12 protein-coding genes are annotated in these 16752 nt (G+C 72.5%); 7 read left to right on the top strand and 5 right to left on the bottom strand.

From position 1 onward, the window contains the following. Nucleotides 1–34 precede the first annotated feature (34 nt). Nucleotides 35–1678, bottom strand: a complete 1644-nt coding sequence (pgm, locus tag ACQRWP_RS04940; RefSeq protein WP_430501011.1) for a phosphoglucomutase (alpha-D-glucose-1,6-bisphosphate-dependent) — start codon at nt 1676–1678, stop codon at nt 35–37. Nucleotides 1679–1709: 31 nt separating this feature from the next. Continuing rightward, nucleotides 1710–2942 (bottom strand): glucose-1-phosphate adenylyltransferase, encoded by a 1233-nt coding sequence (gene glgC, locus ACQRWP_RS04935; protein ID WP_091401467.1) that lies wholly within the window; start codon nt 2940–2942, stop codon nt 1710–1712. A gap of 70 nt (nt 2943–3012) precedes the next feature. Between glgC and glgA the strand changes: the two genes are divergently transcribed. Further along, nucleotides 3013–4230, top strand: coding sequence for a glycogen synthase (gene glgA, locus ACQRWP_RS04930; protein WP_430501010.1), 1218 nt, complete (start codon nt 3013–3015; stop codon nt 4228–4230). Between the two features lie 12 nt (nt 4231–4242). On the opposite strand, the gene ACQRWP_RS04925 is transcribed toward glgA, so the two are convergent. Then, nucleotides 4243–5187 (bottom strand): inositol-3-phosphate synthase, encoded by a 945-nt coding sequence (locus ACQRWP_RS04925; protein ID WP_430501009.1) that lies wholly within the window; start codon nt 5185–5187, stop codon nt 4243–4245. A 207-nt stretch (nt 5188–5394) separates the two neighbouring features. On the opposite strand from ACQRWP_RS04925, the gene ACQRWP_RS04920 reads away from it, so the two are divergent. Both ACQRWP_RS04920 and glgB read left to right on the top strand, forming a co-directional pair. Beyond that, entirely contained in the window at nt 5395–7590 is a 2196-nt protein-coding gene (locus tag ACQRWP_RS04920; RefSeq protein ID WP_430501008.1) for a maltotransferase domain-containing protein, read from the top strand. Next, complete coding sequence (gene glgB / locus ACQRWP_RS04915; RefSeq protein ID WP_430501007.1) at nt 7578–9680, top strand: 1,4-alpha-glucan branching protein GlgB; 2103 nt, start codon at nt 7578–7580, stop codon at nt 9678–9680. The genes ACQRWP_RS04920 and glgB overlap by 13 nt, the downstream gene beginning before the upstream one ends. A 13-nt stretch (nt 9681–9693) precedes the next feature. Here glgB and ACQRWP_RS04910 read toward each other — a convergent pair whose 3' ends face one another. Further along, nucleotides 9694–10734, bottom strand: a complete 1041-nt coding sequence (locus ACQRWP_RS04910) for an App1 family protein (protein WP_430501006.1) — start codon at nt 10732–10734, stop codon at nt 9694–9696. A gap of 172 nt (nt 10735–10906) precedes the next feature. Here ACQRWP_RS04910 and ACQRWP_RS04905 point away from each other — a divergent pair, with 172 nt between their 5' ends. From ACQRWP_RS04905 to ACQRWP_RS04890, 4 genes are all read left to right on the top strand, one after another. After that, a complete protein-coding gene (locus ACQRWP_RS04905; RefSeq protein WP_430501005.1) occupies nt 10907–12562 on the top strand; it encodes an ArnT family glycosyltransferase in 1656 nt (551 codons plus the stop codon). A gap of 65 nt (nt 12563–12627) precedes the next feature. Next, nucleotides 12628–13425: a peroxide stress protein YaaA gene (gene yaaA, locus ACQRWP_RS04900; RefSeq protein ID WP_430501004.1), complete on the top strand. Its 798-nt coding sequence runs from the start codon at nt 12628–12630 to the stop codon at nt 13423–13425. A 106-nt stretch (nt 13426–13531) separates the two neighbouring features. Next, nucleotides 13532–14284 (top strand): hypothetical protein, encoded by a 753-nt coding sequence (locus tag ACQRWP_RS04895; protein WP_430501003.1) that lies wholly within the window; start codon nt 13532–13534, stop codon nt 14282–14284. Nucleotides 14285–14357: 73 nt separating this feature from the next. Continuing rightward, nucleotides 14358–15305 (top strand): TAXI family TRAP transporter solute-binding subunit, encoded by a 948-nt coding sequence (locus ACQRWP_RS04890; protein ID WP_430501002.1) that lies wholly within the window; start codon nt 14358–14360, stop codon nt 15303–15305. Nucleotides 15306–15315: 10 nt separating this feature from the next. On the opposite strand, the gene ACQRWP_RS04885 is transcribed toward ACQRWP_RS04890, so the two are convergent. Then, nucleotides 15316–16746, bottom strand: coding sequence for a sensor histidine kinase (locus tag ACQRWP_RS04885; RefSeq protein ID WP_430501001.1), 1431 nt, complete (start codon nt 16744–16746; stop codon nt 15316–15318). Nucleotides 16747–16752 lie beyond the last annotated feature (6 nt).

Below are 16752 nucleotides of genomic sequence, written 5' to 3'. Positions count from 1 at the left end.
GGTCGAGACCGGGGCGGCGGGAGGGGCGGTGGGGTCAGGCTTGGGTCAGGACCTCGTCCACCAGGTTCTTGGCCTCTTCCTGGATGCGCTTCAGGTGCTCCGGACCCTGGAACGACTCGGCGTAGATCTTGTAGACGTCCTCGGTGCCGGACGGGCGGGCGGCGAACCAGCCGGACTCGGTGGTGACCTTGAGGCCGCCGATCGGTGCGCCGTTACCGGGGGCGGTGGTCAGCGCCGCGGTGATCGGCTCACCGGCGAGCTCGGTGGCGGTGACCTGCTCCGGGGAGAGCTTGCCGAGCACGGCCTTCTGCTCCCGGGTGGCCGGAGCGTCGATCCGGGCGTACGCGGGCGCGCCGAAACGCTCGGCCAACTCCGCCCAGTGCTCGCTCGGGCTGCGGCCGGTGGTGGCCTGGATCTCGGCGGCGAGCAGGCAGAGCAGCAGGCCGTCCTTGTCGGTGGTCCAGGTCGAGCCGTCGCGCCGCAGGAACGACGCCCCGGCGCTCTCCTCGCCACCGAAGCCGACCGCGCCGTCCAGCAGGCCGGGTACGAACCACTTGAAGCCGACCGGCACCTCCAACAGCGGCCGACCCAGGTCGGCGGCGACCCGGTCGATCATCGACGAGGAGACCAGGGTCTTGCCCACCGCGGCGGCCGGCCCCCACTCGTTGCGGGTGCGGAACAGGTGACGAATCGCCACCGCCAGGTAGTGGTTGGGGTTCATCAGCCCGGCGTCCGGGGTGACGATGCCGTGCCGGTCGGCGTCGGCGTCGTTGCCCGTGGAGATCTGGTAGTCGGCCCGCGCGGCGATCAGCGACGCCATCGCGTTCGGCGAGGAGCAGTCCATCCGGATCTTGCCGTCGCCGTCCAGGGTCATGAACCGCCAGGTCGGGTCGACCGTCGGGTTGACCACGGTCAGGTCCAGCCGGTGCCGCTCGGCGATCTCACCCCAGTACGCCACGCTCGCCCCGCCCAGCGGGTCCGCGCCGATCCGGATACCCGCGTCGCGGATGGCGTCGATGTCGATCGCCGCCGGCAGGTCGTCGACGTAGTTGGCGAGGAAGTCGTACTCCCCGGTGGTGTCGGCGGCCCGCGCCCGCGCGTAGGTGATCCGGCGGACCTCCTTGAGCCCGGCGGCGAGGATGGTGTTGGCCCGGTCCTGGATCCACCGGGTCACGTCGGTGTCGGCCGGCCCGCCGTTGGTGGGGTTGTACTTGAAGCCGCCGTCGTCGGGCGGGTTGTGCGACGGGGTGATGACGATGCCGTCGGCGAGCCCGCTGGTCCGCCCACGGTTGTGCGTGAGGATCGCGTGCGACAGCGCCGGTGTCGGGGTGTAGCCGTCGCGGCTGTCCACCAGCACGGTGACCCCGTTGGCGGCGAGCACCTCCAGGGCGTCCACCGCGGCCGGCGCGGATAGCGCGTGGGTGTCCCGGGCGAGGAAGAGCGGCCCGTCCAGCCCCTGCTCGCGCCGGTAGTCGCAGAGCGCCTGGGTGACCGCCAGGATGTGGTCGGAGTTGAACGCGTGGCGCAGGCTGGAGCCGCGGTGGCCGGAGGTGCCGAAGGAGACCTGCTGGGCCGGGTCCGCGGGATCCGGATGCTCGGCGTAGTAGGCGGTCACCAGGCGCGGCACGTCGACCAGGTCGGCGGGCTCGGCGGGCTGGCCGGCACGGGGGTGGGTCACTGCGGGATCCTCCTCGGGGAGTGCGGGTCGGTCACGGCACGACCTTCTGGCCCTTGCCGATCACCACGATGCCGTTGTCGGAGACGGTGTAGCGCTGCCGGTCCTTCTCCAGGTCGACGCCGATCTCGACGCCCTCCGGGACGAACACGTTCTTGTCCAGGATGGCCCGCCGGACCACCGCGTGCCGGCCGATCTCCACACCCTCCATCAGCACCGAGCCCTCGACGTGCGCCCAGGAGTGCACCCGCACCTTCGGCGAGACGATCGAGTTCTCCACCAGCGAGCCGGAGATCACCACACCCGGGGAGACCATCGAGCCGACCGCCCTGCCGACCCGCTCACCCCACTGGTGCACGAACTTCGCCGGCGGCCACGGCGGCTGCTCCGTGTAGATCGGCCAGTCGAAGTTGTACATGTTGAAGACGGGGTGCACGTTGATCAGATCCATGTGCGCGTCGTAGAACGAGTCGAGCGTTCCCACGTCCCGCCAGTAGCCGCGATCACGGTCGGTGCTGCCCGGCACCTCGTTGTCGCGGAAGTCGTAGACGTTGGCCTCGCCGCGCTCGACGAGCATCGGGATGATGCTGCCGCCCATGTCGTGCTTGCTGGACTTGTCTTCGGCGTCGCGCTCGACCGCCTCGCAGAGCGCCCGGGTGGTGAAGACGTAGTTGCCCATCGAGGCGTAGATCTCGTCCGGTGCGTCGGGCAGGCCGACCGCGTCGGTGGGCTTCTCGCGGAACGCCCGGATCCGCTTGCCGTCCTCGCCGACCTCGATGACGCCGAACTGGTCGGCCATCGACAGCGGCTGGCGGATGCCGGCGACGGTCACCGCCGCGCCGGAGGCGATGTGGTCCTCCACCATCTGCCGCGGGTCCATCCGGTAGATGTGGTCGGCGCCGAAGACGATCACGTAGTCGGGCTGCTCGTCGTTGATCAGGTTGAAGCTCTGGTAGATGGCGTCGGCCGAGCCGGCGAACCACCACGGGCCACGACGCTGCTGCGCGGGCACCGGGGTGACGTAGTTGCCGAGCAGCGTGGACATCCGCCAGGTCTTGGTGATGTGTCGGTCGAGGGAGTGGGACTTGTACTGGGTCAGCACGACGATCTTGAGATAGCCGGCGTTGGCCAGGTTGGAGAGGACGAAGTCGACCATGCGGTACATCCCGCCGAACGGGACGGCCGGCTTGGCCCGATCCGTGGTGAGTGGCATCAGGCGCTTGCCCTCCCCACCCGCCAGGACGATCGCGAGCACCTTGGCAGCCATGCCCCGACGCTATCCACCCGCGTCCCACTTCACCACTCGTACGGGGAGTCTTCTGCACTAGGGTGCGCACATGACCGACTCCTCCCCGGCCACCGGATCCCTGCGCGTCGATCTGCTCACCCGCGAGTACCCACCGGAGGTCTACGGCGGCGCGGGCGTGCACGTCGAGTACCTGGCTCGGGAGTTGCGCCACCTCGCCGACGTACGGGTGCACTGCTTCGGCCTGCCGCGCACCGAGCCGGGCGTCACCGCGTACCCCGAACCGCCCGGCCTGACCGGCGCGAACGCCGCGCTGCGCACGATGGGCGTGGACCTGGAGATGGCCGCCGGCGCGGCCGGCACCGACGTGGTGCACAGCCACACCTGGTATGCGAACCTGGCCGGCCACACCGCGAAGCTGCTGCACGGGGTGCCGCACGTCGTGACCGCGCACAGCCTGGAGCCGCTGCGACCGTGGAAGGCCGAGCAGCTCGGCGGCGGTTACGCGCTCTCCTCCTGGATCGAGCGCACCGCCATGGAGGCCGCCGACGCGGTGATCGCGGTCAGCGGCGGGATGCGCAACGACGTGCTCACCGCGTACCCGCAGATCGACCCCGACCGGGTCCGGGTGGTCTACAACGGCATCGACACCATTCAGTACGCCCCGGATCAGGGCACCGACGTGCTCGACCGGCTCGGCGTCGACCCGTCCCGCCCCAGCGTGGTCTACGTCGGCAGGATCACCCGGCAGAAGGGGCTGCCGTACCTGCTGCGGGCCGCCCGGGAGTTGCCGGCGGACACCCAGCTCGTCCTGCTCGCCGGCGCGCCGGACACCGCCGAGATCGCCGCCGAGGTGGAGGGGCTGGTCGCCGAGTTGCGGGCCAACCGTTCCGGCGTGGTGTGGGTGGCCGAGATGCTGCCCAAGCCCGAGGTGATCCAGGTGCTCACGCACGCCACCGTCTTCGCCTGCCCGTCGATCTACGAGCCGATGGGCATCGTCAACCTGGAGGCGATGGCCTGCGAGACGGCCGTGGTGGCGACCGCGACCGGCGGCATCCCCGAGGTCGTGGCCGACGACGAGACCGGCCTGCTGGTGCCGATCGAGCAGGCCACCGACGGGTCCGGGACCCCGTTGGAGCCGGAGAAGTTCGTCGCCGACCTGGCGGCGGCGATCAACACGCTGCTCGCCGACCCGGCGCGCACCGAGCGGTTCGGCCTGGCCGGCCGGCAGCGCGCCGTGAAGCACTTCTCCTGGGACGCCATCGCCCGGCAGACCCTGGAGGTCTATTGCTCCGTCGGCGCGGCCTGAGGGAGACGGACTTCAGATCGCCGTCCCCGGCGGCGACTTGAGCAACGACGTCGCCTCGGCGCACTGACCACCACGCCCGTTCCGTAGCGCGCTGGCGGCGATGCGGATGAGGTCGATGTTGACCCCCGCGGCGCCACTCGGGTCATGCACCTTCAGCTTCACGTCGAGGCTCACCGACGTTTCACCCCAACCCTGCGCCTCAAGGTTGAGGTGAGCCACCTTCTGCGACGCGAGATGCGGCAGGTACCCGAGCGGGGCCACCTCGACGCTGTCAGCGCCCGACAGGGCGTTGAGCTTGGACTGCTTCTTGGTGTTGGGGTTCTCGACCAGGTTGCGGAAGTCTTCGGTGCCGCCCAGGTTGACCTGGTAGGAGCTGACCAGGGTGAGGCCCCGCTCCTCCAGGAGCCGCAGCAGCGCGTTGTGCAGCACCGAGGTGCCGAACTGGCTGGCCAGGTCGTCGCCGAGCAGCGGCAGCCCGGCTGCCTCGAACCTGTCGATCCAGCGTGGATCGCGGGCGACCGGGTCGGAGGTCGTGTTGATGAAGGCGACGCCCGCCGTGTGGGCTGCCTCGGCGTACGCCTGGGCGGTCTCCGGCCGGCCACTCGGTGCCGAGTAGAGCAGCACCTCCGCCCCTGCCAGCGCCGCTGCCACCCGCTGCACCTCGCTCGCGTCGACCAGGCCCTTCGTGACCGGCACACCCGCTCTGGGCAGGTCGCAGTTCAGCCGAGGGAAGTTGTTGGGCGCCAGGAAGATCGCCTCGGTCAGGTCCCGACCGATCTTCTCCTCGGAGGTGGCGAAGGCCGCCACGACGTCGACATCCCCCACCCCGAGCCCGTCGATCATCGGCCTGCGGATTCCGACCAGGCTGCCGCTCTGGCGGTAGAGAGCAAGCCCCTGCACCAGTGCCGAGGTGTTGTTACCGACACCGACAACCGCGACTTTCACCCGTTCGATCATGGCCGGAGGCTACGTCACCTCCGGGTCGGCGGTCCGCCCCGGCGGGACCGCCAACAGGACCGGAAGACCTCTCGCCCGGTCTAGATCTACTCGGGTTTCAGGAAACCGCCGCATCCGGAGCGCGCCGACACCGCGCTTTCCTTGAACCGGTGTGGATCTTGACGGCTTGGCCGCGCGCGAACGGATCTCGCGCAGTAGGTTGGCGGGGTGACTGGACGGTTCCCGATCGAAGACGTCTCCCCGGTCGTCTCGTGCGGGCGATACCCGGCCAAGGCGGTGGTCGACGAGCCCATTCCGGTGTCGGCGCGCGCCTACCGGGAGGGGCACGACGCGCTGGGCTGCAACGTGGTGTGGGCCGGTCCGGACGGCGCGAGCCGACCGTTCACCCGGATGCGCCCCGGCGAGCCCGGCCAGGACCGCTGGCACGCCACCATCGCACCGGACGCCGTCGGGCCGTGGACCTTCTCCGTGGAGGCGTTCCAGGACCCGTACCTGACCTGGCAGAACGTGGTGACCAAGAAGATCGCCGCCGGGCAGGGGCCGGAGGACCTGGCCAACGACCTGGCCGAGGGCGCACGGGTGCTCGCCGCCGCCCGGGGCCTCGTGCCGACCGCCGACCGGCCCCGGGTCGCCGACGCCCTCACCGCGCTGGTCGACACCGACCTGCCACTGGCGCAGCGGGTCGACCCGGCGCTGACCCTGGCCGACCTGCTCTGGGAGCACCCGGTGCGGGAGATGGTCACCGCCGGTGACACGTACTCGATCTGGGTCGACCGCAAGCGGGCGCTCTACTCGGCCTGGTACGAGTTCTTCCCCCGCTCAGAAGGGGCGGCGGGCGGCCGGTCCGGCACCTTCGCGACCGCCACCGAGCGGCTGCCGGGGGTGGCCGCGATGGGCTTCGACGTGCTCTACCTGCCGCCGATCCACCCGATCGGCCGGGTCAACCGCAAGGGCCCGAACAACGCGCTCACCGCCGGGCCGACCGACGTGGGCTCGCCGTGGGCGATCGGCGCCGCCGAGGGCGGCCACGACACGATCCACCCCGATCTGGGTACGCCGGCGGACTTCCGAGCCTTCATCCAGGCGGCGGCGGCACAGGGCCTGGAAGTGGCGATGGACCTGGCGTTGCAGTGCGCGCCGGACCACCCCTGGGTCACGGAGCACCCGGAGTGGTTCACCACCCGGGCCGACGGCAGCATCGCGTACGCGGAGAACCCGCCCAAGAAGTACCAGGACATCTACCCGGTCAACTTCGACAACGACCCGGAGGGCATCCGGGCCGAGGTGCTGCGGGTGGTGCTGCACTGGGTCGGCGAGGGCATCCGGATCTTCCGGGTGGACAACCCGCACACCAAGCCGTTCGACTTCTGGCACTGGCTGATCGCCGAGGTGAAGGCGGTCGACCCGGACGTGCTGTTCCTGGCCGAGGCGTTCACCAGGCCGGCCATCATGCACGGCCTCGGCAAGATCGGCTTCACGCAGTCGTACACCTATTTCACCTGGCGCACGACGGCAGCCGAGATGCGGGCGTACTGCGAGGAGCTGATCGAGGCGGCCGACTACATGCGGCCGAACTTCTGGCCGAACACCCCGGACATCCTGCACGAGTCGTTGCAACACGGCGGCCCGCCGATGTTCAAGATCCGGGCGGTGCTGGCCGCGCTGCTCTCCCCCTCCTGGGGTCTGTACGCGGGCTACGAGCTGTTCGAGCACGTGGCCCGGCCGGGCGCCGAGGAGTACCTGGACAACGAGAAGTACGAGCTGCGCCCCCGGGACTGGGCCGGCGCCGAGGCGCAGGGTCGCTCGCTGGCGCCGTTCCTGGCCACCCTCAACCAGGTACGCCACGACAACCCGGCCCTGCACCAGCTCCGTAACCTGCGCTTCCACGAGATCGACAACCCGGCGCTGCTCTGCTGGTCCAAGCACGACCCGGAGACCGGCAACACGGTCATCGTGATCTGCTCGTTCGACCCGCGCGCCGTGCAGTGGGGCAACACCACCCTCGACATGCCGGCGCTCGGCTTCGACTGGCACGAACGGTTCACGGTGCACGATGAGCTGACCGGCACCAGCTACGACTGGGGTCAGCGCAACGCGGTGCGGCTCGACCCGTACCTGCAACCCGCGCACGTGTTGACAGTGCGTCGCCCCATCCCGCCGACCGAGCCGCAGCCGGCGGGCGCCGAGCCGGCCGACCTCACCGTCGCCGAGGTGCCGGACGACCTCTCCGGCGGCACCGCGCCGACGACCCCGGCCACGACGACCCCGGCCACGACGACTCCGGCCACGACGACCCCGGCCACTGTGGCGTCCCGGCTGTCCGCCGCCCGTTCGGCTGCCGCCCGCTCGTCCCGTTCCGCGCCGACCGCTCCCGCCCCGAAGGACGACCGATGGACCAGCTGATCTCCGGCGCGACGCACGACCCGCACGCGCTGCTCGGCGCGCACCCCGCCGACGGCTCGACGACGATCCGCACGATGCGCCGGGGCGCCGGCGACGTCGCGCTGCTCGTCGGCGACGAGCGGCACCCGATGAAGCGGGTGCACGACGTGGGCGTCTTCGAGGCGCAGGTCGACGGCACCGTGCTCGACTACCGGGTGGAGGTCGACGGCACCGCCCACGACGACCCGTACCGCTACCCGCCGACCCTCGGTGAGCTGGACCTGCACCTGATCCGCGAGGGCCGGCACGAGCGGCTGTGGGAGGCGCTCGGCGCCCGGGTCTTCGACGAGGGCGTGGCGTTCAGCGTCTGGGCGCCCAACGCTCGTGGGGTGCGGGTGATCGGCGACTTCACCGGCTGGGGCCCCGACGACGGCTGGCCGATGCGGTCGCTCGGCTCCAGCGGGGTGTGGGAGCTGTTCGTCCCCAACGCCCGGGTCGGGGCCCGCTACAAGTACCGGGTGCTGGGCGCCGACGGGCAGTGGCGGGACAAGGCCGACCCCCTCGCCGCGTACGCCGAGGTGCCGCCGGCCACCGCCTCGGTTGTGCACCACTCGACGTACCGGTGGAACGACGCGGACTGGCTGGCCCGGCGGGCCGAACGGCAGCCGCACCAGGAACCGATGAGCGTCTACGAGGTGCACCTCGGCTCGTGGCGGCCCGGCCTGGGCTACCGCGAACTGGCCGAACAACTCACCGCGTACGTCACCGAGTTGGGCTTCACGCACGTGGAGTTCCTGCCGGTGATGGAACACCCGTTCGGCGGCTCCTGGGGCTACCAGGTGACCGGCTACTACGCGCCGACCTCCCGGTTCGGCGACCCGGACGAGTTCCGCCACCTCGTCGACCAGTTGCACGCCGCCGGCATCGGCGTACTCCTGGACTGGGTGCCCGCGCACTTCCCGAAGGACGAGTGGGCGCTGGCCCGGTTCGACGGCACCCCGCTCTACGAGCACCCCGACCCGCGGCGTGGCGAGCACCCCGACTGGGGCACGTACGTCTTCGACTTCGGCCGCAACGAGGTCCGCAACTTCCTGGTCGCCAACGCGCTCTACTGGTGCGACCAGTTCCACGTCGACGGGCTGCGGGTCGACGCGGTCGCCTCGATGCTCTACCTGGACTACTCCCGCAACCACGGCGAGTGGGCCCCGAACAAGTACGGCGGCCGGGAGAACCTGGAGGCCATCGCGCTCATGCAGGAGGTGAACGCGACCGTCTACAAGCACCACGCCGGCGTCGTGATGATCGCCGAGGAGTCCACCGCCTGGCCGGGTGTCACCCGCCCCACCGCCGACGGCGGGCTGGGCTTCGGCTTCAAGTGGAACATGGGCTGGATGCACGACACCCTGCTCTACACCTCGAAGGACCCGATCTACCGCCAGCACCACCACCACCAGCTCACCTTCTCCCTGGCGTACGCCTGGAGCGAGAACTACGTGCTGCCGATCAGCCACGACGAGGTGGTGCACGGCAAGGGCTCACTGGCCGGCAAGATGCCCGGCGACACCTGGCAGCGGCTGGCGAACGTGCGGGCGCTGCTGGCGTACATGTGGGCGCACCCCGGCAAGCAGTTGCTCTTCATGGGCTCCGAACTGGCCGACGACCGGGAGTGGAGCGAGGAGCGCGGCCTCGACTGGTACCTGCTGCACGACCCGGCCCGCGCCGGTGTGCAACGGCTCGTCGCCGACCTCAACCGGGTCTACCGGGACACCCCGGCGCTCTGGGCACAGGACACCGAGCCGGCCGGGTTCCGTTGGATCGCCGGCGACGACGTCGCCAACAACACCGTGTCGTTCGTCCGGATCGCCCCGGACGGTTCGACGCTGGTGTGCGTGGCGAACTTCTCCGCCCAGCCGCTGCACGACTACCGGATCGGCCTACCGGCCGGCGGCACCTGGCAGGAGGTGCTCAACACCGACGCGCAGCACTACGGCGGGTCGGGGGTGGGCAACCTGGGCGAGGTACGGGCCGAGGACGTGCCGTGGCACGGAATGGTCGCCTCGGCGGCCCTCCAGGTCCCGCCGCTGGGTGCCGTCTGGCTCCGCCGAAGCTGACGCGGCCGGGCGGTCAGACCAGGCCGGCGTCGCGCATCAGCTGCCACAGGCCGGCGCCGTCCGGGGCGGACAGCCACTTCTGCCCCACCGGCCCCGACGACGGGCGGCCGGCTGGGGCGGGCAGGGTGCCGGCCAGCACCGACTGGGTCGGGGAGAGCCGGCGGATCGCCACCCCGGCGACGTTCTCCGGGTGGGCGGCGGCGAACTCCCGGTAGATCTCCTGATCGTGCTGGCCGTCGTCGCCGACGAGCAGCCAGCGCACGTCGGGGAACTCCTGGGCCAGTCGGGCCAGCGTGACCCGCTTGTGTTCCATGCCGCTGCGGAACCAGCGGTCGGCGGTCGGGCCCCAGTCGGTGAGCAGCAGCGGCCCGGCCGGGTAGAGGTGGCGGGACAGGAAGCGGGTCAGCGTGGGCGCCACGTTCCACGCCCCGGTGGAGAGGTAGAAGACCGGTGCGCCGGGGTGCGCGGTGACCAGCCGCTCGTAGAGCACGGCCATGCCGGGCACCGCGTTGCGGGCGTGCTCGTCGAGCACGAACGTGTTCCATGCGGCGAGCAGTGGCCGGGGCAGCGCGGTCACCATCACCGTGTCGTCGATGTCGGAGATGATGCCGAACTTGACCTCCGGGTCGAGGATGCGCACCGGGGCGTCGACCGGCTCGGCGTCCGGGACACTGAGCCGGACCGTACCCCAGCCGGGCGGCAGGTCCGCCTCGACCAGGGTGTCGACGAAGCCGCTGCGGTCGGCCTGCGTCTCGTGCCGCACCCCGCCGGCCTCGATGGTCACCGTGACGTGCTTGTTCGGCAGCGTGGTGAAGCTGCGCCAGCCGCGGACCTTGTCCAGCCGACCTCGCTGGCGGGTGTCCGGACGGCCCAGCAGCACGCGACACATCACCCGCACCCAGCCCGGTGCGCCATAGCCGGTGTACGCGACGATGTTGACCCGCCAGCCGGTGCGCCGCAGCCGGCGCTGGACGAGCTGGTGCACGGCGTCCTCGATCCGCGCAGCCCGGTGCAGGTTCGTAACGGCCAACTGGCCGGCGGGAGTGGGTGGCACGCGCCAACCCTGCCACACGTCGACAGCCACGGCCACGCGAGCCGATCCCGGTCCCGCCGCTCCGCCCGGCCGCCGTGGAGCCGATCCAGCCCACCCCGGCTGCGCCGATCCACCTCGGCGGCCCGGCCGAACGTGAAACACTCCGGTCGGGACGACGACGGGGGCGTTGGTCGTGTCGCATCCAGAGCAGCACCGTGGGCGATGGCGCCCACGACTCGATCGGCCGGCGCTCGTCGCGCTGCTGTTCGGGCTCGTCGGTGTCGTCTACCGGCTGGTCCTGACGCTGTTCACGGTGCCGGTGTCGAACAGCGACGAGGCGACCTTCGGCCTCGCCGCGCTGCACATCGGGCAGGGCCGGGAACTCCCGGTCTTCCTCTACGGCCAGCACTACATGGGGATGTTGGAGTCGTACCTGGCCGCTCCCCTGATGGCGGTGGCCGGGCCGAGCTGGCCGGTGCTGCGCCTGCCGATGCTCGCGCTGTACGCGATCTTCCTCTACCTGATCCACCGGTTGACCCGCCGGCTCGGCACCCCGTGGTTCGCCGCCTTCGTGGTGGGTCTGCTCGCGCTCGGGCCGGAGCGGGTGGTGCGCGACCAGCTCACCGTCGTCGGCGGGCGGCCGGAGGTGAAGCCGGCGGTGCTGCTGATGCTGCTGATCACCGTGGGGTTGGCGGCCGGCACGGTCCACCGCCGACGGCTCGCGATCGGCCTCTTCGGGCTGCTCGTCGGGCTGGCCGTCTGGTCGGACTGGCTGATCCTGCCGTACCTGGCGGTGGCCGGGCTGGCCCTGGTCTGGGCGGTACGGCGGGAGCTGCTCGGCTGGTCCGGTCTGCTGCTGGTGGCGGGGGTGGTCGTCGGCGTGGCCCCGATGATCGTGGACAACCTGCGGGCCGGGCCCGGTGAGGACTCGCTGTCGGTGTTCCGGGAGGTCAGCACCAAGGCCGGGCCGCAGCCGCCGTGGTCCGACCGGATCCGGGGCGGCCTGCTGGAGGGGGTGCCGTTGGCACACGGGCTCTGCCCGGTGGACGGCTGCGGACGCTGGCAACAGTGGTTCGGTGTGCTGTACCCGCTGCTGCTGCTGGCCGGCGCGGCACTCGCGGTGCTCGCGTACCGTCGCGCCGCCGGGGCGCCGCGTGGGGGGCGGGTCGGACGCGCGGCCGGGGGGCTGCGCGGGGAGCGGGTCGGGCCGGTCGTGCAGCTCGCGCTGGTCGCCGGCGCGGCGTTGACCCTGCTGTCGTACGTGCGCAGTCCGCTCGCCGCGACCAGCCCGCTGGACAACGCCCGCTACCTGTCGGTGCTGCAACTGTCGCTGCCGGCGGTGCTCTGGCCGCTCTGGGTGGCGGCGCTGACCGCCTGGCGGGGCACCAGCAGCGTGCTGGGGCGGCTCGCCGGCGCGCTGTCCGCCGCCGTGCTGGCCGCACTGACCGTGACCACCCTGGTGATCACCGTGCTGTTCGCGGCCACCGGCACCGCAGCGTCGCGGACCGAGGAGCGCCAGGCCCGGGAGTTGGCCGCCGCGCTGCGCGCCGACGGACCCCACGAGGTGTACGGGGACTACTGGACCTGCAACCGATTGATCTTCAACACGGATGAGTCGGTGGTCTGCGGGGTCCTCGACGGGGACCTGTCGCCAGGGCAGAACCGCTACCGGCCGTACTGGCGGCAGGTGGGGCGGGCCGAGCGGCCGGGTTACGTGGTGGCTGTCGACTCGCCGATGGACCGGCGGTTGCGGGCGCTGCTCGCCGACCGGGCTGACGCCGCGCCGGTGCGGGAGGTCGGCGGCTATCGCGTGTACCACCCCGACACCCCGGTGCGGCCCTGGCGCTAGGGGCTGGTCGTACGCTGGCCGGGCCGGCGCGTGGGGCGCCGCCGTTTCGCCCGTCGAGGAGACCCATGCTCATCCTGTTGCCGCCCTCGGAGGGGAAGGCCGACGCCGGCACCGGACGGCGCTGGGCCCCGGACCGGCTCTCGCTGCCCGAGCTGAACCCGGCCCGCGAGCGGGTGCTGGACGCCCTGGTGGCGCTGAGCGCCGGGCCGGACGAGGAGGCCGCGCGGGCGGCGCTCGGCCTCAGCGAGGGCCAGCGAGGCGAGCTGCGGCGCAACGCCCGACTGCGGGAGGCGGCCACCGCGCCGGCCGAGCGGCTCTACACCGGGGTGCTCTACGAGGCGTTGGACCTGGCGTCGTTGCCGGCCATGGCGCAGCGGGCGGCCCGCCGGTCGATCCTGATCAGCTCCGGGCTGTGGGGCGCGGTCCGGTTGGCCGACCGGATTCCGCCGTACCGCTGCCCGATCGGCGCCCGCCTGCCCGACGTCGGGGCGCTGTCGACGTACTGGCGCAGGGAGCTGACGCCGGTGGTGGACGACGCCGCCGGGCGCGGCCCGGTGCTGGACCTGCGCTCCGGCGCGTACGCCGCCACCTGGACGCCGCGCGGTGAGCTGGCCGAGAGGACGGTCACCGTGCGGGTCCTGCACGAGCGGGAGGTCGACGGCGTGCCGGTCCGCTCGGTGGTCAGCCACTTCAACAAGGCGACCAAGGGGCGGCTGGTCAGGGACCTGCTCGTCGCCGGCGCCCGGCCGCGCACCGCCGCGGAGCTGGTGGGCACCCTGCGGGAGTTGAAGCACACGGTGCTGGAGCAGGCCACCGCCGCGGGCCGGGTACGCCAGGTGGATGTGGTGGTCACCGACCTGTAGTGGCACCGCAGCCGCAAGATTTGCTCAAGGCTGGGCCGGAGCAGTTCCGTAACGGCGTGGCAGGGGCCACGGTAGGGCAACCCAGACTCCGACAAGGGAGCCTCCGTTGACCCACGAACCCGCCCTGCTCGACCGGCCCCACACCCCGACCACCCCATCCCCGCTGGGCTGGCTGACACTGGGCGACGCGTTCGAGGCTGCCTGCCTGCTGCGCTGCACACCACCGCCGACCGCCGCCCGCCCCAGCGCGGTCCGGGCCGAGCACACCGCCGGGGTGGAGTTCAACCGGGAGGACGCCGCGCAGCGGATGCGGCAGCTGCTCAACCGGCTCGACATCCCGGTCAGCCACGAGGTGGCCGTCGGCGGCCTGCGCCGCCGCTACGAGCTGCACCGGCTGTGGGTGCCCCGGGAGCACCAGGGCGCGTACACCCGGATGTTGGACGCGGGCTGGTGGCAGGGGCGGCGCGAGCTGCTCGGCGGGCCGCTGCCCGGCGCCTCACCGGCCCGCCGACGGTTGGTTACCCGACTGGCGGAGGCGGCCTGGCGCTCGGCGCTGCTGGCCGCCGGGCGGCACGTCCGCCGGCACATCCTCGGTGTCCGGCTCACCGACCGGGAGTTGGCCGCCGTGCTGATCCGGGGCGCGGCAGTGCTCGACGTGCCGGCCCGGCTCCGCCCCGGCACCGGTTGCTTCCTGGTCAGCGTGGCCGACGGCCCGGACCGGCAGCGGATCCTGCGCAGCGCCGCGTTGGAGCCGGCGCGTGGCCCGCTGGCGGCACCCGCGACGGCGACGGCGCGCGGCGTGATCCCGGCGTCGGCGCGGGGCGCGGCCGTGGCGCCGGCAGGTCGCACGGCCTTCTGATCGGGTTCCGAGCATCCGGTACGTCGTCGGCCCGGGCTTGCGTGCACCCGCCCGACGGCGCACAGTGCACCGCGTGAGTCGTACCTCGTCCAGCCGCGCCGGCCTGGCCGCTCTGTCGACGGTGCTGCTGATCGCGAACCTGGCCGTCGCCAGCTGCCGGGACGCCCCGACCGAGCCGACGTCGATCCGGATCGCCACCGGTAGCCCCACCGCTGTCTACTACGCGTTCGGGCAGTCCCTGGCGGCCATCCTCAACCGGGAACTCCCCGACGTACGGGCCAGCGTGGTGGTCACCGCCGCCTCGGCGGAGAACGTCCAGCTCGTCGGCTCCGGCGGGGCCGAGCTGGGCTTCACCCAGGCCGACGTGCTGCCGACCAGCACGGCGGGAAGCCCGGCGGTCGACGCCGTCGCCCGGGTGTACGACGACCAACTGCACCTGGTCACCACGAGCGGCGGCCCGGTTCGCACGGTCGCCGACCTGCGCGGCCGGCGAGTCTCCGTCGGCGCGGCCGGTTCGGGCACCGAGATCACCGCGACCCGGCTGCTGGAGGTGGCCCGCCTCGGTGGTGACGAGGTGCGCCGGGAACGACTCGGACTCGACGACTCGGTGACGGCGCTGCGCTCCGGGCGGATCGACGCGTTCTTCTTCTCCGGCGGGTTGCCGGTCCGGGGCATCGAGGAGTTGGCCGATGCCAGCGCCATCCGGATCGTGGACCTCAGCGAGTGGACCGAGCCGCTGCGGTCGCGCTACGGCCAGGTCTACGTCTCCCGGGACATCCCCCGCTCGGTGTACGGGGTGGACGCGGTGACCACCGTGGCCAACCCGAACTACCTGATCGTCCGGGCCGACCTGCCGGAGCCGTTGGTCCGTGAGGTGACCCGGCTGTTGATGGAACGCCGGGCCGAGCTGGCCGCCGCCCATCCGGCGGCGGGGCGGATGAGCCCCCGCTCGGCGATCGTCACCGCGCCGCTGTCGCTGCACCCCGGCGCCGCCTCCTGGTACCGCGCCACCAAACCCTGACGGCCGGGCCTCACCGCGCCGGGGAGGGTCGCAGGTCGGCGGCCGGTTCCTCCTCCGCCGGCTCCACCGCAAGGGCCGGCGTCGGGAACCACAGGGCGGCGACCAGCCCCCGCGACTCCCCCGGGCGCATGGTGAGCCGCCCGTCCGAGGCGTCCACCAGCACGGCGGCGATGGTCAGGCCGAGCCCCGCGCCGTCCACGTTCTGCGCGTCCGGGGCGCGCCAGAACCGCTCGGTCGCCTGGCCGAGCTGACTCTCGGTCATGCCGGGGCCGGAGTCGCGTACCTCCAGCGCCACCCCGCCGTCGCGGCGGGCCACCGTCACCGTCACCGCCCCGCCCGTCCCGCTGAACTTCACCGCGTTGTCGATGAGCGCGTCCAGCGCCTGGTCGACGGCGGTCGGCACGGTCTGGGCGTACGCCGGGGCGTCGGTCGTGGCCAGCCGCAACGCGACCGACCGGTGCCGGGCCAGCGGCGCCCACGCGGCCACCCGGGAGGCGGCCACCGCGGCGGCGTCCACGGTGACGCGCTCGTTCTCCTCCCGTTCGGCACGGGCGAGGGTGAGCAGCGCGTCGAGCACCAGCGCGAGCCGATCGGTCTCCTCCAGGGCCAGCCGGTGCTCGGACCGACCGTCCGGGTCGGTGAGGCTGGGCCCCAACTCCTCCACCCGCAGCCGCAGCGCCGTGAGCGGGTTGCGCAGTTGGTGGCTGGCGTGCGCGACGAAGGCGCGCTGCCGGTCCATCACGTCGGAGACCACGTCGGCCATGTGGTTGAAGCTGGCCGCGAGGCGGCGCAGCTCCGGCGGTCCCAGCCGGTGCTGCACCCGGGCGCCCCGGTCGCCCTCGGCGATCTCGTGGGTGACCGCGTCCAGTTCGGTGACCGGGCGCAGCACCCAACCGGCCAGCCCGAACGCGGTGAGCACGCAGGCCAGCACGGCGAGCAGACCGGCCAGGGCGAGCAGCAGCCACCACGCGACGACGGCTCGGCGGATCGGGTCGGCCGGGGTCACGATCACCACCGCGCCGAGCACCTCACCTCCGTCGTTGATCGGTACCGCCACCACCACCGGGTCGGTCGTCCAGGGCCAGACCGCCTCGGGGGCGCTGGTCTGCTGCCCGGACAGCGCGACGTCGAGCACCGTCGCAGTCCCCGGGCTGGGCTGCCACCTCGGCGACGAGACCGGGGTGTTCCGGTCTCGGTCGACGATCGCGGCGCTGATCGCGTACAGGTCGTCGTAGCTGGTCAGCTCCGACTCGATCGGGCCGGGCCCGCCGTCACGCAGCGCCGGGCCGGCCAGCGAGGCGAACCGGGTGGCGTCGGCGAGCCGGTCGGCGCGGACCCGTTCGGTCTCCCGGCTGGCCATGGTGGCGGCCAGTGGGGTCTCCAAAGCGATCAGGACGAGGACCATCAGCAACAGATAGCTGATCACCAGGCGACGGCGCACGTCAGC

It is taken from the genome of Micromonospora trifolii, assembly GCF_050516465.1.
Taxonomy (GTDB): Bacteria; Actinomycetota; Actinomycetes; order Mycobacteriales; family Micromonosporaceae; genus Micromonospora; species Micromonospora trifolii.
The sequence above is the reverse complement of the archived record's forward strand: the minus strand, read 5'-3'. Positions and strand labels throughout refer to the sequence as shown.